Raw genomic sequence first — 26600 nt, forward strand, 5'->3', positions numbered from 1 at the left:
TGATTCATCTTTACAGGCGCTGTTTTGCAGCGCCGTTCCCTGAAAGGAAGCATCTTGAAAAAGCACCTCATGTTGGCGTTGAGCCTAGGCTTGCTGGCTAACGCCGCCCACGCGGAAAAACGCGAGCTGGTCATTTCGGCCTATCCGATTGCCCAGCCCTTGTTCATGAAGTATGTGTATGAGCCGTTCAAGGCCAAATGCGGATGCGATATCAAGGTGGAAACGGGGAATAACGCGGACCGCATCGCCAAGCTGGTGGTGCACAGCAAGAACCCGGTGATCGACCTGGTGCTGCTGTCCGATTCCGGCATGCTGGAAGCGGCGCAAAAGGGCGTCATCCAGCCCATGGATTACTCCAAGCTGAGCAATTACAAAGCCCTGTATGACGTGGCGAAAAACCCCATCGGCGGCAACTACGCCGTCGGCTACACCCTGTACTCGGTGGGCCTGGTATACCGCAGCGACAAGATCGCCCCGCTGACGTCGTGGAAAGACCTGTGGCGCCCTGAACTGAAGGGCCGCGTCGCCTTCCCCGACGTGAGCACCACGCAGGGCCCCTTGATGCTGCGCATGGCCGATGCGGCCTGGGGCGGCAAGACGGATGACTACGCCGCCGGCTTTGCCAAGATCGTCGGCATGAAGGGCAACGTCGTCACGTTCTCGAAGAACAGCGCGCAGCTGGCAGCCCTGTTCGCGCAAGATGAAATCTGGGCCGCGCCCGTGGCGCGTTTCACCTGGTCGCAAATGCTCAAGACGGGTCTGCCCCTGAAATGGAGCATCCCGGCCGAAGGCCAGGCGGCCGGCATGAACGTGATGGGCATCGTTGCAGGTTCGAAGAATGCTGACCTGGCGTATCAGTTGATGGATTTCTGGCTGTCCAAGGAAGTGCAGACGCAGCTGGCGACCAATCTGGTCGACTCGCCCGTCAACAAGGACGTGCGCCTGTCGGTCGCCGCCGCGCAATTCAATACCTATGGTGCCGACCAGATCAGCTCGCTGAAATTCGTCAAGCCGGAAACCATCATCAAGCAGCGCAGCAACTGGATGACGCAGTGGAACAAGGCCATGAGCAAATAGCGGTGACGAGGAGAGAACACCATGTTTGCTGATCCAAAAAAGCGCCTGGGACTGCTGCTGGTCCTGCCGGCGCTGATCTTTATCGTCGTCTGCTTCCTGCTGCCCGTGCTGGCCTTGCTGGTCGACGCCTTCCGCGTCGGCGACGGCATGCAGTGGGGCTTTGACCGCTTCATTGAATTCTTCTCGCAGGAATTCAACCGCACCATCTTCTGGCGCACCCTGCGTATCGCCGCGCTGGTGACGCTGGCGTCGATCATCCTCGGCTACCCGGCCGCGCAAGCCGTGGCGCGCGTGTCGCCGAAGTGGCGCGGCCTGGTGGTGGGCATGATGATCTTGCCGCTGATGGTCTCGCCGATTGCGCGCACCTATGCCTGGATCGTGCTGCTGGGTCGCAATGGCGCCGTCAACGCGGCGCTGGTCAACATGGGCTTGACGGAAGAGCCGCTGCGTTTGCTGTTCAGCGAGTTCGCCGTGTTTGTGGGCCTGCTGCAATTGCTGCTGCCGCTGATGCTGATGTCGCTGGCGGGGGCGCTGGAAAACCTGCCGCGCGACGTGGAACCGGCTGCCGCCACCCTGGGCGCCAACCCCTGGCAAGTGTTTTGCAAGGTCACCCTGCCGCTGACGCAGGAAGGCCTGGTGGTCGGCGGCACGCTCGTATTTACGGGCTGCGTGACGGCCTATGTCACGCCGGCCCTGTTGGGCGGCACCAAGGTGCTGATGCTGGAAACCCTGCTGTACCAGAAGGTCAGCGTGGAGAGCGATTTCGGCGCAGCGAATGTGATCGCCGTCATCCTCGTCTGCATGACTCTGCTGGTCAATGCCGGCCTTAAACGTATTTCCTCGAGCCGGAGTTCCGTATGAAAGAAAGCTTGTTCTCGCGCGCCGTCCTGTGGCTGGTGTTTTTGTTCCTGCTTGGGCCTTTTGCCATCGTCGTGCTGGCCGGCTTTAGCGGCGGTGAAACGCTGGCCTTCCCGCCCGAATCGTACTCGCTGCGCTGGATACTCGAAGTGTGGTCTGCGCCCGAGTTCCGCCGCGCCTTCCAGACCAGCCTGGAGATCGGCCTGATCGCCACCGTCATCGCGCTGTTGCTGGGCATTCCCGTCGCCTATGCATTTTCGCGCATGCCGCCGCCTGGCATCGGCGCCATCCGCCAGATCCTGACGTCGCCGCTGATCATCCCCGCCATCCTGGTGGGTTTGGGCTTGCTGCATCACCTGGTCCTGACCATCAACGCGCCCGTCTACGTGGGCCTGTTGATCGGCCATATCGCGCTCTTGATCCCGTATTCGGTGCGCGTGGTGTACGCCAGCCTGGTGAACCTGCGCGTGGATATCGAGGATGCCGCCATCACCCTGGGCGCGTCGCGCCTGCGCGCGTTCTTCATGATCGTGCTGCCGAATATCCGCAACGCCGTGATCGCCGCTTTCTTCCTGGCCTTCGTCACCTCGTTCAACCAGGTGCCCGTCTCGCTGTTCCTGACGGGCCCTGGCATCAGCACCTTGCCGATCGAGATGCTGGGACATATGGAAAACAGTTTCGATCCATCGATCGCTGCCCTGTCGACCTTGCTGGTCTTGTTCACCATGGCCTTCGTGATGGTGACCGAGAAGGTGCTGGGCATTTCTAAATACATGTAAGAGGCAACACACCATGAGTTATCTGGAACTGCACAAGCTGAATCTCGGCTACGCCAAGAATACGACGTCCGTGAAAGACCTGGACTTGCACGTCGAGCAGGGTGAACTGATTTCCCTGCTTGGCCCCAGCGGCTGCGGCAAGACCACCACCATGCGCGCCATCGCCGGCCTGATGCCGCTGCAGTCGGGCCGCATCGTTTTGGATGGCCGCGAAATCGGCAAGCTGGCGCCGAACAAGCGCAATATCGGCATGGTGTTCCAGTCGTACGCGCTGTTCCCGCACTTGAATGTGTACGACAACATCGCCTTCGGCCTGCGCCTGCGCAAGGTCGCGCCGGCCCTGCTGAAAACGAAGGTGGAAGCCGTGATCGCCGCCGTCGGGCTGACGGGTTTCGAGACGCGTTTGCCGGCACAGATGTCGGGTGGCCAGCAACAGCGCGTGGCGCTGGCGCGCGCCATCGTCGTCGAGCCGGCCCTGCTGCTGCTCGATGAACCGCTGTCGAACCTGGACGCCAAGCTGCGCGTGCAGATGCGCGCCGAGCTGCGCCGCATCCAGCGCGAACTGGGCATCACCATGCTGTACGTGACGCATGACCAGGAGGAGGCGCTGGCTTTGTCCGACCGCATCGTCGTCATGAACAGCGGCCGCATCGAGCAACTGGCCGCGCCGGAAGCCGTCTTCAATACGCCGTCAACGCGTTTTGTGGCCAACTTCATGGGCTTTGAAAATCTGTTCGACTACCGCGACGGCGCCTTGCACCACGCGGGCGCCAGCTTGCCGTACACGGCGCCGGTGGCTTCCGGCACGACGGTGCTGGGCTGGCGTCCGGACAAGGTGCGTGTCTGCGCGCAGGATGACGCAGCAGGCCAATACCCGGGCAGCGTGCTGGCACGGGGCTTCCTGGGTGACACCGTCGAGTACCTGCTGCAAACGCCGCTGGGCCAGGTCAAGGGCATCTGCGCGGCCGGTGGCGCCGCCTGGCGCGAAGGCACGGCCGTGTCCTTCGTGCTGCCATCCGACAGCGCCCTGTGTTTGGCTGCTTAGTGGCTGCTTAATGGCTGCTTAGTGGCTGCCTGACTTTCTATTGGAGAGCATCATGACCCTGGCCTTGAAAAAAATCTGGCTCGATACCGATCCCGGCTTCGACGACTGGCTGACGATGCTGCTCTTGGGCAGCAATCCCGATATCGAGTGGCTGGGCGTGAGCGTGGTGGCGGGCAACGCGCCCGTCGATATCACCTACGACAATGCCTTGCGCATCAAGGCGCATGATGGCTTGAAGGTGCCGATCTACCGCGGCTGCGACGCGCCGCTGGCGGGCGTCATCGAGACGGCGCAGCGCATCCTCGGCGACAGTGGCATGCCGACCACGGGCGAGGTACTGCCGCCAGGCGCCGCCGTTGACGCGGCCGGCCACGCCGTCGATGCACTGATCGCCGCCGTGCGCGCCCATCCCGGCCAGATCACCATCATGGCGATTGCGCCGATGACGAATCTGGCCACGGCCTTGGCTCGTGCGCCCGATATCGCCGAAAAAATCGTCGAGATCATCCTGATGGGCGGCTCGACCGACCAGGGCAACCACACGGCGGCGGCCGAATTCAATATCTACGCCGACCCGGAAGCGGCCGCCCAGGTCTTCAAGTCCGGCATCCCGCTGCGCATGTTCGGCTTGAACCTGTGCCGCCAGCTGCTTGTGACGAACGTCGAAGTGCAGCAGTTGCGCGCCATCGGCACGCCGCGCGCGCAGCGGCTGGCCGGCTACCTGGAAGCGTACGTGCGCATCCGCAGTGCCGACGGTTCCGTGCCCATGCCCATGTATGACCCGGTGGTGGCGCTGTACCTGGAAGCGCCGCAGCTGTTCCAGTTTCAGCCGGCCCACGTGGCCATCGAATTGACGGGCGAACTGACGCGCGGCATGACGGTGTGCGAGTTCCGCGTGCCGCGTCGCGCGCCGATCAACACTCAGGTGGCGATGCTGGCCGATGGCCCGGCCGCCATCGAGCGCCTGATGCGCCGCCTGGCCGGCATTCTCGTCTGACCCACTACACTACGAAACGAGTTTCATGTCAAATTCACCGCTGAGCATCGAACAGTTTTTACGCGCCATGCCGAAAGTGGAGCTGCATTGCCACTTGTTTGGCACGGTGCGCCAGGCTACTTTCCGGGCGCTGGCCGCCAAGACGGGCAATGTCGTCACTGCCGAAGAAATCGACGCGTTCTATACGCGCGGCGACAAGCCTGTCGGCGTGCTGCGCGTGCTGCGCGCGCTCGACGCGCACCTGATCGTCACGCCCACGGACCTGTATTGCCTGACGTATGAATACCTGGAAGACGTGCATGGCCATGGCGTGCGCTATGCGGAGTTCTTCTGGAACCCGACTGGCACGGTGCGCGTGTCTGGCATCCGCTATGACTCCGCGCAGGACGCCATCGTGGCCGCCATCCGCGACGCGCAGCGCGATTTCGGCGTGATCGGCCGCTTGATCCCCAGCATCGACCGCGAAGCGAGTCCCGCCGAAGCCGTGCAGATGGTGGAATGGATGAAGGCCTACCGCGCGCCGGAAGTCATCGGCATCGGCATCGACTACCGCGAAAACGACCGTCCGCCGGAACTGTTCATCGAAGCCTACCGCGCCGCGCGCGAGGCAGGCTTCAAATGCACGGCGCATGCGGGAGAATTCGGCATGCCGTGGATGAATGTGGCGACGGCGATAGACGTCTTGCAGGTCGACCGCGTCGATCATGGCTACACCATCGTCGACAATCCGGAACTGGCGCAGCGCTGCGTGGAGCGGGGCCTGGTGTTTACCGTGGTGCCGACCAATTCCTACTATCTGCGCACCCTGGCGCCCGAACGCTGGGCGCTCGACCACCCGATCCGCGCCATGGCCAAGCTGGGATTGAAACTGCATCCGAACACGGACGACCCGACCCTGCACCACGTGACGCCGACGGGCGCCTGGATGATGATGCGCGAATTCGGTTTCGGCTTCGATGACATGCGCGGCTTCATGTTGAATGGTCTCGATGCGGCCTGGATAGCCGAGTCCACGCGGCGCGACTGGCGCGCGCAATTTACGCGCACATTCGACGCGCTGCGCGCAAGAGTCGTCGAGTAAATCAGGCGGACGCTGGTGGCGGCGCCAGCAGCGAAGGAAATGCCCGCTGCGGGCAAGCCTGGCGCTCGCACACCTTGCAGCCCGTGCCGATCGGCGTGGCGCTGGAGGGATCGTGCAAATCGAGTCCCTTCGAATAAATCAGCCGGTGCGCCTGCGAAATATCGCAGCCCAGCGCCACGGCAAAGGTCTTGCCGGGCGCCCGGAAACCCGGCGAGGCCGTGCTGACCTGGCGCGCGATCCACAGATACGTGCAGCCGTCCGGCATGCTGGCCACTTGCGTGAGCACCTGGCCCGGATGGCTGAAGGCGTCGTAGACGATCCACAGCGGACACGTGCCGCCCACCCTTGAAAAGTGAAAGTCCGTGGCCGACTGGCGCTTCGACACATTGCCGGCCCGGTCCACGCGTACAAAGAAAAACGGCAAACCCGCCGCCTCGGGGCGCTGCATGGTGCTCAGGCGGTGGCACACGGCTTCGAACCCCACGCCGAACTGGTGCGCCAGGCGTTCGATATCGTAGGCGCGCGTTTCCGCCGCCTGCAAGAAGCGCTGATACGGCATCAACAGGGCGCCGGCAAAATAATTGGAAAATGCCAGGCGCGCGCCCGTTTGCGCGGCCGCGCCGGAGAGTCCCGCCGCCAGCACCAGGGCGTCGATCAGGTCGCTGTGTTCGAGCAGGCTGATTTGCGCCGCCATCTGGAAGGCGCGCTGGCCGCCTGTCAGGGTGTCGGGCAGCCACAGTATCTGTTGCTGGGCATCGTAGCGGTGTTTGCGCACCATGCCCGCGTCGCCATCGGACAAGCGCACCTGGATGCCGTGGCGCTCAAGCAGGCGCCCCTGCAAGGCTTCGAGCGTGCGCAGTTGCGGGTCAAGTTCGCCCGCCACCAGCTCTGCTGCTCTATCCAGCTCATCGATGTAGTTTTGCCGCCGGTTCAGGTATTCGCGCACTTCCTCGTCCGTGGAAGGGGCCGCCGAACTGGCGCCGCGACTGCCGTCATCGAGGCGCGCGGCCAGGGTATCGGCCCGCTCAGCCATCACCCGGTAGCGCCGCTGCAGCAGCAGGATCGAGCGGGCCAGTTCCGGCATGTTTGCCACCAGCATTTTGAGTTCGGCCATCGAGGTGGGCGGCGCGTCGGGCAATTCGCCGAACACGTCGCGCACGTCGGCTACCAGGCTGGCGCTGTCGTGTTCGGAAAAGATTTGCGGGTCCACCCCCAGCACCGTGCCGATGCGCAACAGAATCGGTACCGTCAGCGGGCGCTGGTTGCGCTCCATCTGGTTCAGGTAGCTGGGCGAAATGCCCAGGGACTTGGCCAGCGCCACCTGCGTCATGCGCCGTTCTTCGCGCAGGCGTTGCAGGCGCACGCCCATGAAAACCTTTGCCATCGCGTTTCCTCTTCCCGGTTTGTGGAATCTGCAAATTTACAATATTTGCAGATTAACAGAATCGTCTTTGCATTATCTCGCATTTTTACGCCTTGTTTGCGGCGGCTATTGTGCGAATAATGCAAACAGACCTATACCCCCAACGAGGAGACACCGAGTGACCACGCAAAACGCCGCTGCCATTAATATTCCGACTGTTCCACTGCTGATCAACGGTGAATGGGTCGAATCCCAGACCACCGTCTGGCGCGACGTCGTCAACCCTGCCACGCAGGAAGTACTGGCCCGTGTGCCGTTCGCCACGCCGGACGAAGTCAACGCGGCCATCGCCTCGGCCCAGCGCGCCTTCAAGACCTGGCGCAAGACGCCGATCGGCGCCCGCGCGCGTATTTTCTTGAAACTGCAGCAGTTGATCCGCGAAAACATGGCCGACCTGGCCGCGACCTTGACCATGGAACAGGGCAAGACCCTGCTCGACGCGGAAGGGGACGTCTTCCGCGGCCTGGAAGTGGTGGAACATGCTGCCAATATCGGCACCCTGCAAATGGGCGAATACGCGCAAAACGTGGCCGGTGGCGTCGATACCTACAGCGTGATGCAGCCCTTGGGCGTGTGCGCCGGCATTACCCCGTTCAACTTCCCCGCCATGATCCCCCTGTGGATGTTCCCGATGGCGATTGCCTGCGGCAATACCTTTGTGCTGAAACCATCGGAGCAAGATCCGCTGGTGACGGAAAAACTCGTGCGCCTGGCCTTGCAGGCGGGCATCCCGGCTGGCGTGCTGAACGTCATCCACGGCGGCGAAGACGTGGTCAACGCCCTGTGCGACCACCCGGACATCAAGGCGATCTCGTTCGTGGGATCGAGCAAAGTGGGCACGCATGTGTACCAGCGCGCCAGCCTGAACGGCAAGCGCGCGCAATGCATGATGGGCGCCAAGAACCACGCCGTCGTCTTGCCGGACGCGAATAAGGAACAGACCCTGAACCAGTTGCTGGGCGCCGGCTTCGGCGCGGCCGGCCAGCGCTGCATGGCGGCGTCCGTCGCCGTGCTGGTAGGCGCAGCGCGCGAATGGCTGCCGGAACTGTCCGCCAAGGCGCAAACCTTGACGGTGGGCGCGGGCAAGGACAATCCGGACCTGGGCCCCGTCATCTCGTGTGCGGCGAAAGAGCGCGTCTTCAGCCTGGTTGCCAAGGGCATCGAGCAGGGCGCCGTCCTGACCCTCGATGGCCGCGACGTGAAGGTCGATGGCTATCCGAATGGCAACTTCGTCGGCCCTACCATCCTTTCTGGCGTGAAACCGGGCATGGTCGTGTATGACCAGGAAATCTTTGGCCCCGTCCTGATCGTCGTCGAAGTCGATACCCTGGACGAAGCCATCGCCCTGGTCAACGCGAATCCGAACGGCAACGGCACGGCGCTGTTCACGCAAAGCGGCGCCGCCGCGCGTTATTTCCAGGAAGAAATCGACGTGGGCCAGGTGGGCATCAACGTGCCCATCCCCGTGCCCGTTCCCCTGTTCAGCTTTACGGGTTCGCGCGGCTCCAAGCTGGGCGACCTGGGCCCGTTCGGCAAGCAAGTCGTGCTGTTCTACACGCAGACGCAGACGATTACCCAGCGCTGGTTCACGGATGCGGCCTCGGTGGGCAAGGTCAATACCACCATCAGCCTCAAGTAAGGAGTTGCCATGGACTTTGAACTGAGCGACGAGCAGCGCGAGTTCCAGCAGGCGGCGCGCGCGTTTGCCGAAGGCGAACTGGCGCCGCATGCGGCGCATTGGGATGCGGAATCGATCTTTCCGGTGGAAACCATCGCCAAGGCGGGCGAGATGGGCTTTTGCGGCTTGTACACGCCGCAGCGCTGGGGCGGCCTGGGCCTGTCGCGCCAGGATGCTGCCATCGTCTTCGAGGAGCTGGCGGGCGGTTGCACCTCGACCACGGCCTATATCACGATACACAACATGGCCACCTGGATGCTGTCGCGCTGGGGCCAGGAAGCCCTGTGCGATGAGTGGGTACCGGCCCTGGCTGCCGGCCAGAAGCTGGCCAGCTATTGCCTGACGGAACCGCAGTCGGGTTCCGACGCGGCATCGCTGCGCACGAAAGCCGTCAGGGATGGCGACTTTTACGTGCTGGACGGCACGAAAGCGTTTATCTCGGGCGCGGGCCAGACGGACATGCTGATCGTCATGGCCCGCACGGGCGGCGAGGGCGCTGCCGGAATTTCCGCGTTTGCCGTGCCGGCGAATTTGCCCGGCATCGTATATGGCAAGAAAGAAGAAAAGATGGGCTGGAATAGCCAGCCCACGCGCATCATCAGCTTCGACCAGGTGAAAGTGCCTGTTGGTAATTTGCTGGGTGCGGAAGGCGAAGGTTTTGCCATCGCCATGAAGGGCATCGATGGCGGGCGCATCAATATCGCCGTGTGCTCGGTGGGCACGGCGCAGGCAGCCCTCACCCGCGCGCAAGCGTACATGAAGGAGCGCACGCAGTTCGGCCGCGAGCTGGCGCAATTCCAGGCTTTACAATTCAAGCTGGCCGACATGCTGACGGAGCTGGTGGCGGCGCGCCAGATGGTGCGCCTGGCAGCGTGGAAACTGGATCAGGAAAGCCCGGATGCCACGGCGTATTGCGCCATGGCCAAACGTTTCGCCACGGATGTGGGCTTCAATGTGGCCAACGATGCGCTGCAGCTGCATGGTGGCTACGGCTACATCCGCGAGTATCCGCTCGAGCGCCACGTGCGCGACACGCGGGTGCACCAGATACTGGAAGGGACGAATGAAATCATGCGCCTGATCGTCGCGCGAGCGATTTTGAAAGATGGCGCCACGGAGAATTTGCGATGACAAAAGTGTATACCAATTTGCTGCTGGAACGCCGTGGCCATACGGCCCTGGTGACCCTCGACAACCCGCCGGCCCACACGTGGACCCTGGCCAGCCTGAACGCGCTGACACAGCTGGTGGCCGACCTGAATGTGGACCCGGACGTGTACGCGCTGGTGATCACGGGCGGCGGCGCCAAGTTCTTTTCGGCCGGTGCCGATCTGAAAGTATTTGCCGACGGCAACAAGGACACGGCGTTCGCCATGGCTGCCGCCTTCGGCGAGGCCTTCGAAGCGTTGTCTGCGTTTCGCGGTGTCAGTATCGCCGCCATCAATGGCTATGCCATGGGCGGCGGGCTCGAATGCGCGCTGGCCTGCGATATCCGCATTGCCGAGGAACACGCGCAGATGGCCTTGCCGGAAGCGTCCGTCGGCTTGCTGCCGTGCGCGGGCGGCACGCAGCACTTGCCGTGGCTGGTAGGCGAAGGCTGGGCCAAGCGCATGATTTTATGCGGCGAGCGCGTCGATGCAGCCAAGGCCCTGGCCATCGGCCTGGTCGAGGAAGTCGTGCCAACCGGCAAGGCTGCCGCCACGGCGTTGGCGCTGGCCGCCAAGGTGGCGCGCCAGAGCCCTGGCAGCGTGACGGCGTGCAAGACCTTGATCCAGGGCGCGCGCAGCCATCCTCTCGTCAATTCCTTGCCCGATGAGCGCACCCTGTTCCTCGGCTTGTTCGATACGCAAGACCAGAAAGAGGGCGTGCAAGCGTTCCTGGAAAAACGTCCGGCGGAGTGGAAGAATGGTTGAGACAGTCAATATAGAAGAACGCGACTGTCCCGGCGGCATGAAGCTGGGCGTCATCACCCTTGACGCGCCGAAGTCCTTGCACGCCTTGACCCTGGAAATGATACGCGCCATCGATGGCGCCCTCGTGCGCTGGGCCAGTGACGCGGCCTTCGCCTGCGTGGTACTGCAATCGTCGACCGACAAGGCTTTTTGTGCCGGCGGCGATGTGCGCAGCCTGCGTTCGGCCGTCGCCGAGCAGCCAGGTGTCGTGCCCAACCCGCAGGCGCTGGCTTTCTTTGCCGAGGAATACCGGCTCGACCATCGCATTCATACGTATGTGAAACCGCTGCTGGTATGGGGCGGCGGCATCGTCATGGGTGGCGGTCTGGGCTTGATGGCGGGCGCCAGCCATCGGGTCGTGACGGAAAGCACGCGCATCGCCATGCCGGAAATCACGATTGGCCTGTTCCCGGACGTGGGTGGCAGCTGGTTCCTGGGCCGCATGCCGGGGCGCAGCGGTCTGTTTCTGGGCTTGACGGGTGCGCCCTTGAATGCGGCCGATGCCCTGTTCGCGGGCCTCGGTGACTATTTCCTGCGCCAGGAAGAGCGCGCCATGCTGCTTGATGCATTGTCGCTGGCGCAATGGCAAGCCAGCCCGCTGGCCAACCACGAGCAACTGGACCGCCTGTTGCTCGGCTTCTCGGCGCCCACGTCCATGCTGCCCGTGTCCGAAGTGCGCGCCAACTTCGACGCCATCGCCGCGCTGACGCAAGCGCCCACCTTGCCCGAAGTGGTGGCCGCTATTGCCGCGTATGACGGCGACTCGGCCTGGCTGCAAAAGGCGGCCCATGTTCTGGACAAGGGCGCGCCCAGCTCGGCCGCGCTGGTATGGGCCATGCGCGAACGCACGCGACATCTGAGCCTGGCGCAAGTGTTCCAGCTGGAACTCATCGTCGCCGTGCAATGTTGCGCCCATGGGGATTTCAGCGAAGGCGTGCGCGCCTTGCTGATCGACAAGGACAACGCGCCGCGCTGGCAACCAGCCAGCCTGGCAGACGTCAGCGCAGCGTATCTGGACGAGTATTTTGCCGCGCCGTGGACACAGCATCCACTGGCCGATTTACATTAAAAGAACAACAGGAGATTTTTACCATGCAACATATCGCTTTTATCGGCCTGGGCAACATGGGCGCGCCGATGGCCCGCAACCTGGTGGCCGCCGGCTTCCACGTCTCCGTGTTCGACCTGGCGCCGGCGGCAGTGGCATCGCTGGTCGAGGCGGGCGCCACGGCAGCTGCGTCCGCCAGCGCGGCCGTGCAGACGGCAGATGCCGTCATCACCATGTTGCCTGCCAACAAGCATGTGCAGGAACTGTACCTGGCCGCAGGCGGCGTGCTCGATTCGGCCAAGCCCGGTGCCCTGTTCATCGATTGCAGCACGATTGCCGCCGATGTGGCGCGGCAAGTGGCACAGGCGGCGAGTGAGCGCGGCTTTGCCATGATCGATGCGCCCGTCTCGGGCGGCACGGCGGGCGCGGCGGCCGGCACCCTGACCTTCATCGTCGGTGGTAGCGTAGCGGCCTTGCAGCAGGCGCGTCCCCTGTTGGAGAAAATGGGCAAGAACATTTTCCATGCGGGCGAGGCCGGTGCAGGGCAGGTGGCGAAGATTTGCAACAACATGCTGCTGGGCATCTTGATGGCCGGTACGGCCGAGGCGCTGAACCTGGGCGTGGCGCATGGCCTGGACCCGAAAGTGTTGTCCGACATCATGGCCAAGAGTTCGGGCCGCAACTGGACCCTGGAAGTGTACAACCCGTGGCCCGGTGTCATGGAGGGCACGCCCGCCTCGCGCAACTACAGCGGCGGCTTCGGCACGGCGCTGATGCTGAAAGACCTGGGCCTGGCGCAGCAGTCGGCCTTGTCGGCGAACGCGCCCACGCCCTTGGGCGGTCTGGTGCGTCAGATGTACCAGATGCATGCGCAAGCCGGTTATGCGCAGCAGGATTTCTCCAGCATCGTGCAGATGCTGCAGCCGGGCTTGAACAAGACTGCGTGAGGATTTTTGGGCAAAAAAAAGCCCGCTGGTAAAAGCGGGCTAAATCCAATTCTTGGAAGAGTTGGAGGAGACAGATGCATTATGCTGCATCGCCACATATAACTCCAATTTATCTTTGAAATATCAACTATAGATTTCTGTGATATCTATCCCTGGCAGCCGCCGTGCGGCTGCCAGGACGACTTGCTTAGCTAGCAGGGGCTGGATTGCAAGCGATCTGCACGGTGGTGATGTTGGCGCTGCCCATGGTACCTGTGCCTGTGCCAGGCTGTACGACGCACAGCAGGCCCTTCGGCTGGCTGGAGACGCTGACGTTGTAGGTGGCGCCATCGGCGACAGCGCCGGCCATGACGAAGGTCTTGGCATCCTTGGCCACCGTGGTGGTTGCACTGCCGTTAATCAGCACCAAGCCTTCTACCGACAGGCCGGAAATCGTGCCGCCCACAGTATACGTGTTTTGCGAACAAGAAACGGCTGCGCTGATGTTGATGTAATGACCTGCCGAACCGGAACCACCGCTGATGCCGCAAGTCATGTGGGCAGGCTGGCTTTGCACGGTAATGTTGTAGTCGGTGCCATAGTCGATGCGCTTTTTAAAGGTAAACGTGGTCTGGCCCGCTTCAACCGGCAGGTTCTCCCCGCCATTGGCCAGGACCAGGCCATTGTTGTTCAAGTTGCTGACGGTGCCGCTGACATCATACGAGGCCTTGCCGCCGCAAGCGGCCAGTCCCAGGGTCAGCAGCAGCGCGGTGAGTGGGCGCAGGCAGGATAACTTCATGTATTTCTCCAAAAATAGGTGACGGATCGCAAGGATTACTGCGGCGTGCAGTCAAGTGTGGCCGCGCTCGTGGCGGCAGAGCCCATCGTGCCGACCGTATCGCTGCCGTCGGCACTGGCTGAACCCTGAAAGCGGCACTTCAGGCCCGTTGGCTGAGTCAGTACGGAAATACTGTATGGGCTGCCGTCAGGTACCGCATCGAACTTGTAGGAGGTGGTGCCAGCCAGTGGGCTGGTCCCGTTAGGGCCCATCACCAGGTACAAGCCGCCAGCGGTCAGGCCCGTGATCGTGCCGCTCAGCGGGTAGGTATTGGTTGTGCAGACAACATATGCTGTGCTCACGGAATAGCTCGTTGCCTTGCCGCTGCCGTTGGTAATACTGCATACGGCGCCCTTGGGCTGTTGCGCGATAGTGATGTTGTAGCGGTCATCGGTTTTGATCAGCTTGGTGAAAACAAAGCTGCTCTGGCCCGCAGGAACCGTCAAGTTTTCCCCATCATTCAAGAGAATCAGGCCGTCTTTTGCCAGGCCGGTGACTGTGCCTTGCAGATACAGGTTGCCGCCGCTGCCGCCGCAGGCTGCCAGTGTGACGGCGCAAGCCGCCGCCAGCATCGAGCGCAGGTACAAATTTTTCATACATTCTCCAAAACGAATTAGGTGGGGTAGCGCAACGCGGACGCTGGCGCCGCATTGGAATGGCGCCTATTTTAGTCTATCTGGCAAGCTGAATGATCTTGCCTTGTATCACCCTGTAACAATTTTTCGCCGGGAAGCGCGGGCCCGGCCCCATTTCACCGGGGCGCAGCCATGCCGGCTGCGGCGTTCGGTGCGACAATAGCGCTACCCTGCGCACCGTGACGCAGCATCCCATTGTGAGCCCCATGTCCCTTGCTACTGTAAAACCCGCCGTGCCGCCCAAGGCCATCCTGTTTGACCTCGACGATACCTTGTGGCCCATCGCGCCCGTGATTGCCGCCGCAGAAACCCTGCTGCACGACTGGCTGGCCACGCATGCACCCAAGGTGGCGCAGCAGTTTTCCATCGAGGTGCTGCGCCAGCACCGCCTGGCCATGCTCAAGGAACAACCGCATTTCCATGGCAATTTGATCGAGTTGCGCCGCGCGGGCCTGCTGGTCGCCTTCGAAGCCGCTGGCGAGGATGCCGCCCTGGTCGACGGTGCCATCGCGCAGTTTCTGGCCGCGCGCCATCGCGTCCAGCCGTATGACGACGTCTTGCCGGGCCTGGCCTGGATGGGGCAGCGCATGCTGGTCGGCTCCATCTCGAATGGCAATGCGGACCTTGACATTATCGGCCTGGCCCAGCATTTCAAGGTATCGATAGCCGCCAGCGAGTTTGGCGTGGCCAAGCCGGACGCCAGCATCTTTCTGGCTGCTTGCGCCGCGCTGGGCGTGGCCCCGCATGAGGCCGTGTATGTGGGGGACGACCTGTATTTCGACGTGACGGGAGCACAAGGGGCGGGCATGCGTGCCGTCTGGATGAACCGCCAGGGCAGCGACGCGCATCTGGCCGCCGGCGTGCAGCCCGACGCCATCTGCGCCAACTTTGACGAGTTGCTGCTATGGCTGCAGCAGCAACTGGAAGATTGATCGCCGCCTGGCGGGCGAACGTGCATAATAGGAACTATCGGACGTCGTGGCGCGCGTCTGGCTGAGCTTCGCGTTACTTGGATTGCTACTTTATTAATAGAAAATTTGTCTAACTAATTACACCATGCAACTCGATACACGTGCCCAAACACTGCTGAAAGCCCTGGTCGAGCGATATATCGCCGACGGCCTGCCGGTCGGTTCGCGCGCCTTGTCGAAAATTTCCGGTCTGGACCTGTCGCCGGCCACGATCCGCAACATCATGGCCGACCTGGAAGAACTCGGTTATGTGTCCAGTCCGCACACCTCGGCCGGACGCATACCCACTCCGCGCGGCTACCGCATCTTTGTCGATACCTTGCTGACCGTCCGGCATCTGGACGAGCACCTGGTGGAATCGCGCATGCGCCTGCAGACGCAGCAACCGCAAAAAACCATCGCCAACGCGGCGCAGATGCTGTCGTCGCTGTCGCAGTTTGCCGGCGTCGTGCTCAGTCCGCGCCGCGAATCCGTGTTCCAGCAAATTGAATTCCTGCGCCTGTCGGAAAAACGCATCCTGCTCGTCATCGTCGCCCCCAGCGGCGACGTGCAGAACCGTTTATTGCTGACGGAGGCTGATTACACGCCGGCGCAACTGGTGCAATCGGCCAATTACATCAACCAGAATTATGGCGGCCTGTCATTCGACGCCGTGCGCGTGCGCCTGCTGGGTGAATTGCGCCAGTTGCGCGATGACATGGGCAGCCTGATGCAGGCGGCCGTGGAAGCGGGCAGCGAAGCGATGGCCGACCATAGCGATGACATGATCATTTCCGGCGAGCGCAACTTGCTCAGCGTGAGCGATCTGTCATCGAATATGCATTCCCTGCGCCAGATGTTCGACATGTTCGAGCAAAAAACCGGCTTGATGCAGTTGCTCGACGTGTCGAGCAAGGCGACGGGCGTGCAGATCTTCATCGGCGGCGAGTCGAAGCTGGTGCCGATGGATGAAATGAGCGTGGTGACGGCGCCGTATGAAGTCAACGGCAAGATCGTGGGAACGTTGGGAGTGATCGGACCGACGCGCATGGCTTACGAGCGCGTCATCCCTATCGTCGATATTACGGCTAAATTATTGTCAAGCGCGCTCAGCCATCATTGATGCTGCGCAATGTTGCGCCAGCCGCCCCTTGGGAGCGGCCGGCAAGCGTCAGGCTGTTTTATGCGGGCAGGCCGTCTTGATGCAGTTGCCGTAGATGGCCAAGGCGTGTTCGGCGATCTTGAAGCCGCGCTCTTCAGCCACTTTTTGCTGGCGGATTTCGATTTCTTCGTCGAAGAATTCTTCGACCCGGCCACAGTCGAGGCACACCAGGTGATCGTGGTGGGAACCTTCGTTGAGCTCGAAAATCGCCTTTCCGGTTTCAAAATGGTTGCGGTTGAGCAAGCCTGCCTGTTCGAATTGCGTCAGGACGCGGTAGACAGTTGCCAAGCCGACATCCATATTGTCGGCCAGCAGAATCTTGTAGACGTCTTCTGCTGTCAGGTGGCGTACCGGGCTACTCTGGAAGATATCGAGTATCTTCAGCCGTGGCAGGGTGGCTTTCAGGCCGCTTGCCTTGAGATCACTAGGATTGTTACTCATGTTTGTTGCTCGTATGTGGGTCAGGTGCTTTATCATATAGCGTTTTGTCGGGGAGTGCCAAAATATGCTTTTTTTTGGCGGGCCGGTCACTCCTGGCGTTTTGTTCATCCAATTGAGGTCATTTATGCGCGTAACACCGGCTGTATTGCCATCTCTCTGGCACCGTATTTCCTTTCGAGCACCAGTCGTGGCAGGCCTGGTCTGTGTCGCGCTGGCCATGTCCGGCTGCGCCAGCCGTGGCATCCTTGGCGAAAAGCCGGCGGCAAGCCAAAAAGAAGGCAAGGAACTGGTTCCCGAACAGGGCGCACAAACGACCACCATTACACCGCTGCAAAAATTCATGTGGTTTTTCTCGCCGTATCGTCCTGACATTCAACAAGGCAACTTCGTCTCCGAAGAGATGCTGGCCCAGTTGAAAGTGGGCATGACGCGCGACCAGGTGCGTTTCGTCCTCGGCACCTCCCTGCTGACCGATATCTTCCATGCCGACCGCTGGGATTACCCATTCCGCCTGGCGCGGGGCAGTGGTGAAACCACCAGCAGCCGCGTGGTCGTGTACTTCGGCAAGGATGGCAAAGTTGAACGTTTCGAAGGCGGCAACTTGCCAACGGAGAAAGAATACATCGACCGTATCGCCGGTCCGTCGCGGTTCGCCAAGGTCGCCAAGGCTGACCTGCCCGTCGCCGCCGTGCCGTCGCCCGTGGCACCGAGCGCCGTGCCGGTAGCGATCGATGCCGCGCCAGCCATTCCTGTGAGCAAGCCTGAAGTTGCACCTGCACCTGCACCTGCCGCCGAGCCTGCACCCACTGCCGCGCCCACTAAATAAGTTGTTGTAAGAGAATAAAATGACTGAACTGAAAATTGCCATCGCTGGCGCCAGCGGCCGCATGGGCCATATCTTGATCGAAGCGGTCAGCAATGCGCCCGACGCCGTGCTGGCCGGTGCGCTCGACCGTGTGGGTTCGCCGTCCGTTGGTCAGGACGCCGCCGCTTTTCTTGGCAAACCTGCCGGCGTGCTGATCGAGTCCGATCTGGTCACCGGCCTGGCCGGTGCCGATTACCTGATCGACTTCACGCGCCCCGAAGGCACTTTGCAGCACCTGGCGTATTGCGCCGAGCACGGCATCAAGATGATCATCGGCACCACCGGTTTCGATGACGCGGGCAAGGCCGCGATTGCCGCAGCCGCCGAAAAGACGGCCATCATGTTCGCGCCGAACATGAGCGTGGGCGTGAATGTCACCATGAAACTGCTGGAACTGGCCGCGAAAAGCCTGTCCGAAGGCTACGATATTGAAATCATCGAAGCCCATCACCGCCACAAGGTCGATGCGCCATCGGGCACCGCCCTGCAAATGGGTGAAGTGGTGGCCGGCGCCCTGGGCCGTGACCTGAAGGAATGCGCCGTGTACGGCCGCGAAGGCGTGACGGGCGAACGCGACCCGTCGACCATCGGCTTTGCCACCATCCGCGGCGGCGATATCGTGGGCGACCATACGGTGCTGTTTGCCGGCATTGGCGAGCGCATCGAGATCAGCCACAAGTCGAGCAGCCGTGTCACCTACGCCCACGGCGCCCTGCGCGCCGCGCGTTTCCTGGCCGACAAGCCGACCGGCCTGTTCGACATGCAGGATGTGTTGTCGCTGAAGAATTGAGGAACACCATGGCCACTGCCATCCTGAATGGAAAAGACATCACCGACGCAGCGAGCTTCCATGCGCAATGCGTGCCAGCCTTCGGTTTCCCCGAGTTCTACGGCAATAGCATGGATGCGTGGGTCGATTGCCTCAGCTATCTGCGCGACGATGAAAACATGACACAGTTCCGTCTGAAGCCGAACGAAGTGCTGGAGATCGTCGTGCACGATGCGGAAACAATGAAGGCGCAGGCGCCGGACTTGCTGGAAGAAATCACGTTTTGCATCGCCGGCATCAATGAACGCTATGAAGACTATGGCGAGAAGCCGGCGCTGAAACTGGTGCTGAAATAATAAAAAACGCGGGACAGTTTTTTGACTGTGCCGCGTTTTTTTTAGACGACCTTGCGTTCGCGCAAGCCGTCGATCTGGCCGCCATCCAACCCTAGCCACTGCTGCAGCACCTCCCGCGTATGCTGCCCCAGCAATGGCGGCGGCAAGCGGTATTGCACCGGCGAACCGGACAGGCGTACGGGATTGGCCACCAGCGCCACCGTGCCCGCCGTCGGATGTGGCATCTCCACTTTCAAGCCGCGCGCCACCACTTGCGGGTCGGCAAAGACCTGGTCGATGCGGTTGACGGGGCCGCATGGCACGGCCTGCGCCTCGAACGCGCTGATCCACTCGGCCGTCGTGCGCATGACCGTGGTCTGGCGCATCAAGGGGATCAAGATTGCCCGGTGCGCCACGCGCTGCGGATTGCTCATGAAACGCTCGTCCTGCGCCCATTCCGGATGGCCGGCGACGGCGCAAAAGCGCGAGAACTGCCCATCGTTGCCGATCGCCAGAATCATGTCGCCATCGGCCGTGGGAAAGTCCTGGTAGGGCACGATGTTCGGATGGGCATTGCCCATGCGCTGGGGCACCTTGCCGCCGCACAGGTAATTGGCTGCCTGATTGCCCAGCGCCGCCACTTGCACGTCGAGCAAGGCCAGGTCGATATGCTGGCCCAGCCCCGAGCGTTCGCGTTCGGCCAGCGCCGCTTGCACGGCGATGGTGGCGTACAGGCCCGTCATGATGTCCGTCTGCGCCACGCCCACTTTTTGCGGCCCTGCGCCCGGCTGGCCATCGGGCACGCCCGTGATGCTCATCAGCCCGCCCATGCCCTGGATCAAGAAGTCATAGCCGGCGCGCGCCGCATACGGCCCATCCTGGCCAAAGCCAGTAATGGAGCAATACACGAGGCGCGGGTTGAGCGCCAGCAAGCTGGCCGCGTCCAAACCATATTGCTTCAAGCCGCCCAATTTGAAATTTTCCAGCAAGACATCTGCTGTGGCCGCCAGCTGGCGCACCAGGGCCTGGCCTTCGATTGCTGCCAGGTCGATGCACAGGGAGCGCTTGTTGCGGTTGGCGCACTGGAAGTAGGCAGCCTCGGCCGTATCGCGGCCGTCTTCATCTTTCAGGTAGGGCGGTCCCCATGAGCGCGTGTCGTCGCCACGGCCCGGTTGTTCAACCTTGACGACGTCGGCACCGAGGTCGGCCAGCATTTGCCCGGCCCACGGGCCGGCCAGCACGCGCGACAGATCGAGCACGCGCAAGCCTTCCAGCGGCGCGGGCCGCAGGGTGGAGGCGAAGGTGGAAGCCAAGGCGCCCATTAGTTGAAGGCGGCGATGCCAGTGATGGCGCGGCCGATGATCAGCGCGTGCACATCGTGCGTGCCTTCATAGGTGTTGACCACTTCCAGGTTGACCAGGTGGCGGATGACGCCGAACTCGTCGGAAATGCCATTGCCGCCCATCATGTCGCGCGCTACGCGGGCAATATCGAGTGCCTTGCCGCAGCTGTTGCGTTTCATGATAGAGGTGATTTCCACGGCCGGCGAACCTTCATCCTTCATGCGACCCAGGCGCAAGCAGCCTTGCAAGCCCATGGTGATTTCCGTCAGCATGTCGGCCAGTTTCTTTTGCACCAGCTGGTTCGCAGCCAATGGGCGGCCGAATTGCTGGCGGTCCATCGTGTACTGGCGGGCTTTCAGATAGCAGTCTTCGGCCGCGCCCAGCGCGCCCCACGCGATGCCGTAGCGGGCACTGTTCAGGCAAGTGAACGGGCCTTTCAAGCCGCGCACGTCGGGGAAGGCGTTTTCTTCCGGGCAAAATACTTCATCCATGACGATTTCACCGGTGATGCTGGTGCGCAAGCCGACCTTGCCGTGGATCTCGGGCGCCGACAAGCCTTTCCAGCCTTTTTCCAGCACGAAGCCGCGGATCGCGCCTTCATCGTCCTTGGCCCAGACAACGAACACGTCGGCGATGGGGCTGTTGGTAATCCACATCTTGGCGCCGGACAGGCTATAGCCGCCCGGCACCTTGCGCGCGCGCGTGACCATGCTGCCTGGATCGGAGCCGTGGTTCGGTTCCGTCAGGCCGAAGCAGCCGATGAATTCGCCCGTCGCCAGCTTCGGCAGGTATTTCTGTTTCGTTTCTTCGTTGCCAAAGGCGTTGATCGGCACCATTACCAGTGACGATTGCACGCTCATCATCGAGCGGTAGCCCGAATCGACGCGCTCGACTTCGCGCGCGGCCAGGCCGTAGCACACGTAGTTCAGGCCGGCGCCGCCGTATTCTTCTGGTATCGTCGTGCCCAGCAAGCCCAGTTCGCCCATTTCGCGGAAGATGGCCGCGTCCGTGCGGCCATGGCGGAACGATTCGAGCACGCGCGGCACCAGGCTGCCCTGGCAATAGTCGCGGGCCGCTTCCAGCACGGCGCGTTCGTCGCCCGTCAGTTGTTCTTCCAGCAGCAGGGGGGAATTCCAGTCGAATACGGTTTTGCTCATCACAGGCCTCGCAGGTGAGCGCCGGTGATCGGCGCAAGATTGAATATGGCTCATGGTAGGTTTTTGCCTAGCCTTGCGCAAACGATTTTTTCGCACCCAGACATGCGTGTTGCGCATATCTTGCGGCATACTGGCGACTTCCTCCTCGTCATCGCTCCCTCATGTCCAGAAAAATTCCCATGCTGCAAGCCCTGAACTGCTTCGAGGCGGCCGCGCGCCACCAGAGCTACACGCACGCGGCGCGCGAACTGTCGCTGACGCAAAGCGCCGTGTCGCGACAGATTTCGTCCTTGGAAAGTTTTCTTGGCGTACAACTGTTCCAGCGCACGCGCCATGGCGTGTTGCTGACCAGCGCCGGCGCCGCGTATGCGCGCCAGATCGCGGCGCGCCTCGATGGTCTCGAACGCGACACGCTCGACACCATGGCGCGCCAGGGCGGCGGCGGGGCATTGCAGATCGCCTCCGTGCCCACGTTTGCCACGCGCTGGCTGATGCCGCGGCTGTCATCGCTGGCGGGCTTGCACCCCGACATCGTGGTGCATATCGATGCCTATACCAAGCCATTCATGTTTGCCGATACGGAATACGACGGCGCCCTGTATGCGGGCACGCCCGAGCAGCTGGCGCGCTGGCCCGGCACGCGCGCCACCTTGCTCATGCATGAAGAAATCGTACCTGTCGCCAGCCCCCGCCTGCTGGCGGCGCGCAGCGACTGGCAACCGCAGGATTTGCTGGAACTGACCTTGCTGCAGCAAAGTACGCGTCCGGGTGCATGGCGCCAATGGTTTGACGCCATGCAGGTCGAGGGAGAAGGGCGCGATGGAGCGCATTACGGCGCCCGCTATGAACTGTTTTCCATGCTGGCCATGGCGGCTGTGCAAGGGCAAGGCGTGGTCTTGCTGCCACGCATGCTGGTCGAAGCGGAACTGGCGCGTGGCGAACTGCGCATCGTATGCGAGCGCCCACTGCGCGGGCAGCGGGCGTATTACCTGATCACGCCCGAAACGGCGCATGAAAAAACGGCCTTGCAGCAGTTGCGCGCCTGGCTGCAGGACGAAGCGGCTTAGAGCCTATCCCAGTAGATGAATACCTCCCCTGCTGGCGCCCCTCAGACGCAGGGACTGGCCGTCATGCATGACTTGCCTCGTCGTCGCGTGGCTCGCCACGCGTCCTCCTCACGCCTTGTCCGCGCTCCTGATGAACTGCCAGCAGAAGACGCTCCCTACTGGGATAGGCTCTTAAACGACTTTGCCGGCGTCGAAATGGGGATTGTCGATGAGCCCGATCTGGTTGCCGAACGGGTCGAGCAATTCCACCGTGCGGATGCCGTCGCCCACGTCCGTGATCGGGTGGTGCAGGCTGCCGCCCAGCGCAACGATGCGCTCGACTTCCTGTTCGATGCCGTCCACGCCCCAGTACGTCACGCTGCCCTGCGTGCCTGGGTCGCCGCCTGGCAGCAGCCCGAGTTCGAAGCCGCCGATGGCAAAACCGACATAAAACGGCTGGTCGAAATATGGCGTGGTACCAAATACCTGGCTGTACCAGGCCTTGGCCTTGTCCAGGTCGGGGACGGGATAGGTGACGGTGCGCAAGCCCTTGATCATGTTCTGCTCCTGATGAATAAAGAATGACGCCATCATGCCACTGGTGCGCGCGTGGCGATTGTAAAAATGGAAGGTATTAATGGCGGCGCCGTATTAACCAGGCCTCGGGCGAACTGCGGGCGAAATCCTGGAAATCGTGGATCAGGTGTGACTGGTCGAAATAACCGAATTGCAAGGCCACTTGCGCCCAGTCCGGCTGTCCCGCCAGGCTTGTCAGCCCCTGGCTGGCGGCGCGAAAACGGCAGATGCGGGCAAACAGCTTCGGGCTGATGCCGACTTGCTGGCGAAATTGCAGCGCCAGATGCTGGCGCGACACGCCCAGTTGCCGCGCCAGGCCATCCACGCGCAGCTGGCCGCGTGCTGCCTCGATGGCCGCGACGGCATGGTCAGCCGCGCCGGCCTGGCGCCGTGGCGGCGCGGTGCGCAGGCGCAGCAGCAGATAATCCTGCAAGATGGCGAGGCGTTGCAGGCTGGACAAGGGCTCGCTCCACAGGGCGTCGCCCAGGCGCGCCGCCAGTTCGCGGCCCCACAGTTGCTGCAATCCCGTGCGACCATCGCTGAGCTCGCACAAGGGCAGCTGGAAGAAGCGGGCCGCCGCGCCCGGCTTGAAGCGGGCCGCCACCGTCTGCACCAGCCCCTGGCTGACGACGGCAAGCGGCGCCGTCATCATGCCCACGGCAAAGCTGGCATCTTGCTGGTCCTGGCACAGGATGTCGATGCAATTGTCCGGCAAGACCTGGTGCGTCAGGGGCCTGTCGCCCGTTTGCACGCGGCAGGTCCAGACGCAGTCCAGCCAGGGCCGCAGGGCGGGGATGGGCAGATATTCCTGGTAGACGAGCATGGCCGGCTTTGATGTAAAGAACAAGATTGTGTATATATTACACAGCCTAATTGCGCGCCGGCCAAAATTTGCCAGCCCGGGCCGCCAGCGCGCCGCGCTATCGGGCGGCGACAACCAGTATAATGCTCGGTTCATATCCACTATTGGCCGCACATCATGCAAGATAAATATAGTCCCGCCGACGTCGAACAAGCCGCCCAATCGCACTGGAAGGCGATCGACGCCTACAAAGCCGTCGAACACGACCCGCGTTTCCCAAAAGGCAAGTATTTTGCCTGCTCGATGCTGCCTTACCCTTCGGGCAAGCTGCACATGGGTCACGTGCGCAACTATACGATCAATGACGTGATGTACCGCTACCTGCGCATGAACGGCTACAACGTACTCATGCCGATGGGCTGGGATGCGTTCGGCATGCCGGCGGAAAACGCGGCCATGGCCAACAACGTGCCGCCCGCGCAATGGACGTATTCGAATATCGCCCACATGAAGCAGCAGATGGAATCGATGGGCCTGGCCATCGACTGGTCGCGCGAAATGACGGCATGCAAGCCCGAATACTACAAATGGAACCAGTGGATGTTCCTCAAGATGCTGGAAAAAGGCATCATCTACAAGAAGACCGGTACCGTGAACTGGGACCCGATCGACCAGACCGTGCTGGCCAACGAGCAAGTCGTCGATGGCCGTGGCTGGCGTTCGGGCGCGCTGATCGAAAAGCGCGAAATCCCCATGTACTACGCGCGCATCACCGATTACGCGGAAGAATTGCTGGCTTATGTAGATGACAAGCTGCCGGGCTGGCCCGAGCGCGTGCGCATCATGCAGACCAACTGGATCGGCAAGTCGACGGGCGTGCGCTTCGCTTTCCCGCATGCCATCAAGGATGCTAGCGGCAGCCTGATCGGCGACGGCAAGCTGTATGTGTTTACCACCCGTGCTGACACCGTGATGGGCGTGACCTTCTGCGCCGTGGCTGCCGAGCACCCGCTGGCCATCCACGCCGCGCAAAGCAATCCCGCGCTGGCCGCTTTCAACGCCGAGTGCAAACTCGGTTCCGTGATCGAAGCGGACATGGCGACGATGGAGAAGAAGGGCATGCCGACCGGCCTGTTCGTCACGCATCCGTTGACGGGCGCGCAAGTGGAAGTGTGGGTCGGCAACTACGTCCTGATCACCTACGGCGATGGCGCCGTGATGGGCGTTCCGGCGCACGACGAACGCGATTTCGGCTTTGCCAAGAAATACAATCTGCCGATCAAGCAAGTGATCGAAGTCAAGGGCCAGCAATTCTCGACCGAGGCCTGGCAGGAATCGTATGGCAGCAAGGATGGCGTTTGTGTCGCCTCCGGCAAATATGACGGCCTGCATTTCGCTTCCGCCGTCGATGCGGTGGCCGCCGATCTGGCTGAACTGGGCCTGGGCGAGAAGAAAACCACGTTCCGCCTGCGCGACTGGGGCATTTCGCGCCAGCGCTACTGGGGCACGCCGATCCCGATGATCCATTGCCTTGAGTGCGGCGTGGTGCCGGTGCCGGAAAAAGACTTGCCGGTGGTGCTGCCGGAAGACTGCGTGCCGGATGGCACGGGCAATCCGCTGAACAAATATGAAGCCTTTTTGCAGTGCGACTGCCCGCAGTGCGGCAAGCCGGCGCGCCGCGAGACGGACACCATGGATACTTTTGTGGATTCGTCGTGGTACTACATGCGCTATACCTCGCCAGGCTCGAACGACGCCATGGTCGACGCGCGCAACGATTACTGGATGCCGATGGACCAGTACATCGGCGGCATCGAACACGCCGTCATGCACTTGCTGTACGCCCGCTTCTGGACCAAGATCATGCGCGACTTCGGCCTGGTCAAGTTCGACGAGCCTTTTGTGAACCTGCTGACGCAAGGCATGGTGCTCAACGAAACCTACTTCCGCAAGGACGCAGTGGGCAAGACCACCTGGTTCAACCCGGACGACGTGCGCCTGTCCCTCGATGACAAGGGCCGTCCGCAAAGCGCCGTCCTGGTGGCCGACGGCGAGCCGGTGGAAATCGGCGGCACGGAAAAAATGTCGAAGTCGAAGAACAACGGCATCGACCCGCAAGCGCAGATCGAACAGTACGGCGCCGACACGGCCCGCTTGTTTACGATGTTCGCGTCGCCGCCGGAACAGACGCTGGAATGGTCGGGCAGCGGCGTCGAAGGCGCGAACCGCTTCCTGCGCCGCGTGTGGAACTTCGGCTACGCCCAGTCGGCCACGATTCAAGCCGCGCTGGCTGGCGGCGCTGCACCGGCCACGGGCGACGCGCAGAAAAACCTGCGCCGCGAATTGCACAAGCTGCTGCAGCAAGCCGATTACGACTTGAAGCGCATCCAGTACAACACCGTGGTGTCGGCCTGCATGAAGATGCTCAACACCCTGGAATCGGCCAAGCTGGACGATAGCGCGCAGTCGAAGGCCCTGATCGCCGAAGGTTTTTCCATCTTCCTGCGCCTGCTCAATCCTGTAGCGCCGCACATCACTCACGTGCTGTGGCAGGAACTGGGTTACGCTGGCGTGCACGGCGACTTGCTCAACGCGCCATGGCCGCAAGTCGACCCGCAAGCATTGGAACAGTCCGAGATCGAGATGATGATCCAGGTGAACGGCAAGCTGCGCGGCTCGATCACGGTGTCCAAGGATGCGGACAAGGCCAGCATCGAAGCGGCCGCGCTGGCGTGCGAAAGTGTGCAGAAGTACGTCGAGACCACGCCGAAGAAGATCATCGTCGTGCCAGGCAAGTTAATCAGCATCGTGGTGTAA

The 26600-nt window shown here is 62.2% G+C and carries 26 protein-coding genes; 18 read left to right on the forward strand and 8 right to left on the reverse strand.

Annotation, left to right across the window (positions count from 1 at the left end):
• Nucleotides 1-54 precede the first annotated feature (54 nt).
• The 6 genes from K0F85_RS06450 to K0F85_RS06475 are packed head-to-tail and all read left to right on the forward strand — an operon-like array spanning nt 55 to nt 5837.
• Entirely contained in the window at nt 55-1077 is a 1023-nt protein-coding gene (locus tag K0F85_RS06450) for an ABC transporter substrate-binding protein (protein ID WP_257572578.1), read from the forward strand.
• A gap of 21 nt (nt 1078-1098) precedes the next feature.
• Nucleotides 1099-1938, forward strand: a complete 840-nt coding sequence (locus tag K0F85_RS06455) for an ABC transporter permease (protein ID WP_099389214.1) — start codon at nt 1099-1101, stop codon at nt 1936-1938.
• Nucleotides 1935-2714 carry an ABC transporter permease gene (locus tag K0F85_RS06460; RefSeq protein WP_035822719.1) on the forward strand — a complete coding sequence of 260 codons (780 nt, stop codon included), beginning with the start codon at nt 1935-1937 and terminating at the stop codon, nt 2712-2714. Before K0F85_RS06455 ends, K0F85_RS06460 begins: the two co-directional genes overlap by 4 nt.
• A 13-nt stretch (nt 2715-2727) precedes the next feature.
• Nucleotides 2728-3759 carry an ABC transporter ATP-binding protein gene (locus K0F85_RS06465; protein ID WP_219115126.1) on the forward strand — a complete coding sequence of 344 codons (1032 nt, stop codon included), beginning with the start codon at nt 2728-2730 and terminating at the stop codon, nt 3757-3759.
• Between the two features lie 52 nt (nt 3760-3811).
• Nucleotides 3812-4756 (forward strand): nucleoside hydrolase, encoded by a 945-nt coding sequence (locus K0F85_RS06470; RefSeq protein ID WP_257572579.1) that lies wholly within the window; start codon nt 3812-3814, stop codon nt 4754-4756.
• Nucleotides 4757-4781: 25 nt separating this feature from the next.
• Complete coding sequence (locus K0F85_RS06475; protein ID WP_219115128.1) at nt 4782-5837, forward strand: adenosine deaminase; 1056 nt, start codon at nt 4782-4784, stop codon at nt 5835-5837.
• 1 nt (nt 5838) lies between these two features.
• Here the strand turns inward: K0F85_RS06475 and K0F85_RS06480 are convergent, their stop codons facing one another.
• A complete protein-coding gene (locus tag K0F85_RS06480; protein WP_219115129.1) occupies nt 5839-7221 on the reverse strand; it encodes a short-chain fatty acyl-CoA regulator family protein in 1383 nt (460 codons plus the stop codon).
• Nucleotides 7222-7378: 157 nt separating this feature from the next.
• On the opposite strand from K0F85_RS06480, the gene K0F85_RS06485 reads away from it, so the two are divergent.
• Genes K0F85_RS06485 through mmsB form a run of 5 tightly spaced genes read left to right on the forward strand, consistent with a single transcriptional unit; the run spans nt 7379 to nt 12885 of the window.
• On the forward strand, nt 7379-8899 hold the full coding sequence (locus K0F85_RS06485) for a CoA-acylating methylmalonate-semialdehyde dehydrogenase (RefSeq protein ID WP_219115130.1): 1521 nt from the start codon (nt 7379-7381) through the stop codon (nt 8897-8899).
• 9 nt (nt 8900-8908) lie between these two features.
• A complete protein-coding gene (locus K0F85_RS06490) occupies nt 8909-10069 on the forward strand; it encodes an acyl-CoA dehydrogenase family protein (RefSeq protein ID WP_219115131.1) in 1161 nt (386 codons plus the stop codon).
• Nucleotides 10066-10851, forward strand: a complete 786-nt coding sequence (locus K0F85_RS06495) for an enoyl-CoA hydratase (protein ID WP_219115133.1) — start codon at nt 10066-10068, stop codon at nt 10849-10851. Before K0F85_RS06490 ends, K0F85_RS06495 begins: the two co-directional genes overlap by 4 nt.
• Nucleotides 10844-11959 carry an enoyl-CoA hydratase/isomerase family protein gene (locus tag K0F85_RS06500; RefSeq protein ID WP_219115134.1) on the forward strand — a complete coding sequence of 372 codons (1116 nt, stop codon included), beginning with the start codon at nt 10844-10846 and terminating at the stop codon, nt 11957-11959. Before K0F85_RS06495 ends, K0F85_RS06500 begins: the two co-directional genes overlap by 8 nt.
• Before the next feature lie 23 nt (nt 11960-11982).
• Nucleotides 11983-12885 carry a 3-hydroxyisobutyrate dehydrogenase gene (mmsB, locus tag K0F85_RS06505; RefSeq protein ID WP_219115136.1) on the forward strand — a complete coding sequence of 301 codons (903 nt, stop codon included), beginning with the start codon at nt 11983-11985 and terminating at the stop codon, nt 12883-12885.
• A 187-nt stretch (nt 12886-13072) separates the two neighbouring features.
• Here mmsB and K0F85_RS06510 read toward each other — a convergent pair whose 3' ends face one another.
• A complete protein-coding gene (locus tag K0F85_RS06510) occupies nt 13073-13663 on the reverse strand; it encodes a hypothetical protein (protein ID WP_219115137.1) in 591 nt (196 codons plus the stop codon).
• Between the two features lie 35 nt (nt 13664-13698).
• Nucleotides 13699-14298, reverse strand: coding sequence for a hypothetical protein (locus K0F85_RS06515; RefSeq protein WP_219115139.1), 600 nt, complete (start codon nt 14296-14298; stop codon nt 13699-13701).
• Between the two features lie 245 nt (nt 14299-14543).
• On the opposite strand from K0F85_RS06515, the gene K0F85_RS06520 reads away from it, so the two are divergent.
• A complete protein-coding gene (locus tag K0F85_RS06520; protein WP_219115141.1) occupies nt 14544-15269 on the forward strand; it encodes an HAD family hydrolase in 726 nt (241 codons plus the stop codon).
• Between the two features lie 124 nt (nt 15270-15393).
• Nucleotides 15394-16410, forward strand: coding sequence for a heat-inducible transcriptional repressor HrcA (gene hrcA / locus K0F85_RS06525; RefSeq protein WP_219115143.1), 1017 nt, complete (start codon nt 15394-15396; stop codon nt 16408-16410).
• Between the two features lie 48 nt (nt 16411-16458).
• On the opposite strand, the gene fur is transcribed toward hrcA, so the two are convergent.
• Nucleotides 16459-16890, reverse strand: a complete 432-nt coding sequence (fur, locus tag K0F85_RS06530) for a ferric iron uptake transcriptional regulator (protein WP_099761922.1) — start codon at nt 16888-16890, stop codon at nt 16459-16461.
• A gap of 64 nt (nt 16891-16954) precedes the next feature.
• Between fur and K0F85_RS06535 the strand changes: the two genes are divergently transcribed.
• From K0F85_RS06535 to K0F85_RS06545, 3 genes are read left to right on the forward strand one after another with little or no spacing between them, the layout of a single operon-like run.
• On the forward strand, nt 16955-17716 hold the full coding sequence (locus K0F85_RS06535; protein ID WP_374198642.1) for an outer membrane protein assembly factor BamE: 762 nt from the start codon (nt 16955-16957) through the stop codon (nt 17714-17716).
• Between the two features lie 19 nt (nt 17717-17735).
• A complete protein-coding gene (gene dapB / locus K0F85_RS06540; RefSeq protein WP_219115145.1) occupies nt 17736-18545 on the forward strand; it encodes a 4-hydroxy-tetrahydrodipicolinate reductase in 810 nt (269 codons plus the stop codon).
• A gap of 8 nt (nt 18546-18553) precedes the next feature.
• Nucleotides 18554-18880 carry a barstar family protein gene (locus K0F85_RS06545; RefSeq protein WP_219115147.1) on the forward strand — a complete coding sequence of 109 codons (327 nt, stop codon included), beginning with the start codon at nt 18554-18556 and terminating at the stop codon, nt 18878-18880.
• Nucleotides 18881-18921: 41 nt separating this feature from the next.
• On the opposite strand, the gene K0F85_RS06550 is transcribed toward K0F85_RS06545, so the two are convergent.
• The gene (locus K0F85_RS06550; protein WP_257572580.1) at nt 18922-20172 is read right to left on the reverse strand and encodes a CaiB/BaiF CoA-transferase family protein; all 1251 of its coding nucleotides are present in this window, start codon (nt 20170-20172) and stop codon (nt 18922-18924) included.
• Nucleotides 20173-20180: 8 nt separating this feature from the next.
• The gene (locus tag K0F85_RS06555; RefSeq protein ID WP_035822683.1) at nt 20181-21359 is read right to left on the reverse strand and encodes an acyl-CoA dehydrogenase; all 1179 of its coding nucleotides are present in this window, start codon (nt 21357-21359) and stop codon (nt 20181-20183) included.
• Nucleotides 21360-21520: 161 nt separating this feature from the next.
• Here K0F85_RS06555 and K0F85_RS06560 point away from each other — a divergent pair, with 161 nt between their 5' ends.
• On the forward strand, nt 21521-22426 hold the full coding sequence (locus tag K0F85_RS06560) for a LysR substrate-binding domain-containing protein (protein WP_219115151.1): 906 nt from the start codon (nt 21521-21523) through the stop codon (nt 22424-22426).
• A gap of 171 nt (nt 22427-22597) precedes the next feature.
• Here K0F85_RS06560 and K0F85_RS06565 read toward each other — a convergent pair whose 3' ends face one another.
• Both K0F85_RS06565 and K0F85_RS06570 read right to left on the reverse strand, forming a co-directional pair.
• A complete protein-coding gene (locus K0F85_RS06565) occupies nt 22598-22963 on the reverse strand; it encodes a VOC family protein (protein WP_219115153.1) in 366 nt (121 codons plus the stop codon).
• A gap of 76 nt (nt 22964-23039) precedes the next feature.
• Nucleotides 23040-23828: a helix-turn-helix domain-containing protein gene (locus K0F85_RS06570; protein ID WP_257572581.1), complete on the reverse strand. Its 789-nt coding sequence runs from the start codon at nt 23826-23828 to the stop codon at nt 23040-23042.
• A 132-nt stretch (nt 23829-23960) separates the two neighbouring features.
• On the opposite strand from K0F85_RS06570, the gene leuS reads away from it, so the two are divergent.
• Nucleotides 23961-26600 (forward strand): leucine--tRNA ligase, encoded by a 2640-nt coding sequence (gene leuS, locus K0F85_RS06575; RefSeq protein WP_219115158.1) that lies wholly within the window; start codon nt 23961-23963, stop codon nt 26598-26600.

It is taken from the genome of Janthinobacterium sp. UMAB-56 (assembly GCF_900095265.1).
GTDB lineage: Bacteria > Pseudomonadota > Gammaproteobacteria > Burkholderiales > Burkholderiaceae_D > Janthinobacterium.

Bases quoted from the DNA above. Each gene is read 5' to 3' on its own strand.
- K0F85_RS06455 (WP_099389214.1), top strand. From the start codon at position 1,099: ATGTTTGCTGATCCAAAAAAGCGCCTGGGACTGCTGCTGGTCCTGCCG.
- K0F85_RS06460 (WP_035822719.1), top strand. From the start codon at position 1,935: ATGAAAGAAAGCTTGTTCTCGCGCGCCGTCCTGTGGCTGGTGTTTTTG.
- K0F85_RS06465 (WP_219115126.1), top strand. From the start codon at position 2,728: ATGAGTTATCTGGAACTGCACAAGCTGAATCTCGGCTACGCCAAGAAT.
- K0F85_RS06470 (WP_257572579.1), top strand. From the start codon at position 3,812: ATGACCCTGGCCTTGAAAAAAATCTGGCTCGATACCGATCCCGGCTTC.
- K0F85_RS06475 (WP_219115128.1), top strand. From the start codon at position 4,782: ATGTCAAATTCACCGCTGAGCATCGAACAGTTTTTACGCGCCATGCCG.
- K0F85_RS06480 (WP_219115129.1), bottom strand. From the start codon at position 7,221: ATGGCAAAGGTTTTCATGGGCGTGCGCCTGCAACGCCTGCGCGAAGAA.
- K0F85_RS06490 (WP_219115131.1), top strand. From the start codon at position 8,909: ATGGACTTTGAACTGAGCGACGAGCAGCGCGAGTTCCAGCAGGCGGCG.
- K0F85_RS06495 (WP_219115133.1), top strand. From the start codon at position 10,066: ATGACAAAAGTGTATACCAATTTGCTGCTGGAACGCCGTGGCCATACG.
- K0F85_RS06500 (WP_219115134.1), top strand. From the start codon at position 10,844: ATGGTTGAGACAGTCAATATAGAAGAACGCGACTGTCCCGGCGGCATG.
- mmsB (WP_219115136.1), top strand. From the start codon at position 11,983: ATGCAACATATCGCTTTTATCGGCCTGGGCAACATGGGCGCGCCGATG.
- K0F85_RS06510 (WP_219115137.1), bottom strand. From the start codon at position 13,663: ATGAAGTTATCCTGCCTGCGCCCACTCACCGCGCTGCTGCTGACCCTG.
- K0F85_RS06515 (WP_219115139.1), bottom strand. From the start codon at position 14,298: ATGAAAAATTTGTACCTGCGCTCGATGCTGGCGGCGGCTTGCGCCGTC.
- K0F85_RS06520 (WP_219115141.1), top strand. From the start codon at position 14,544: ATGTCCCTTGCTACTGTAAAACCCGCCGTGCCGCCCAAGGCCATCCTG.
- hrcA (WP_219115143.1), top strand. From the start codon at position 15,394: ATGCAACTCGATACACGTGCCCAAACACTGCTGAAAGCCCTGGTCGAG.
- fur (WP_099761922.1), bottom strand. From the start codon at position 16,890: ATGAGTAACAATCCTAGTGATCTCAAGGCAAGCGGCCTGAAAGCCACC.
- K0F85_RS06535 (WP_374198642.1), top strand. From the start codon at position 16,955: ATGCTTTTTTTTGGCGGGCCGGTCACTCCTGGCGTTTTGTTCATCCAA.
- dapB (WP_219115145.1), top strand. From the start codon at position 17,736: ATGACTGAACTGAAAATTGCCATCGCTGGCGCCAGCGGCCGCATGGGC.
- K0F85_RS06545 (WP_219115147.1), top strand. From the start codon at position 18,554: ATGGCCACTGCCATCCTGAATGGAAAAGACATCACCGACGCAGCGAGC.
- K0F85_RS06555 (WP_035822683.1), bottom strand. From the start codon at position 21,359: ATGAGCAAAACCGTATTCGACTGGAATTCCCCCCTGCTGCTGGAAGAA.
- K0F85_RS06560 (WP_219115151.1), top strand. From the start codon at position 21,521: ATGTCCAGAAAAATTCCCATGCTGCAAGCCCTGAACTGCTTCGAGGCG.
- K0F85_RS06565 (WP_219115153.1), bottom strand. From the start codon at position 22,963: ATGATCAAGGGCTTGCGCACCGTCACCTATCCCGTCCCCGACCTGGAC.
- leuS (WP_219115158.1), top strand. From the start codon at position 23,961: ATGCAAGATAAATATAGTCCCGCCGACGTCGAACAAGCCGCCCAATCG.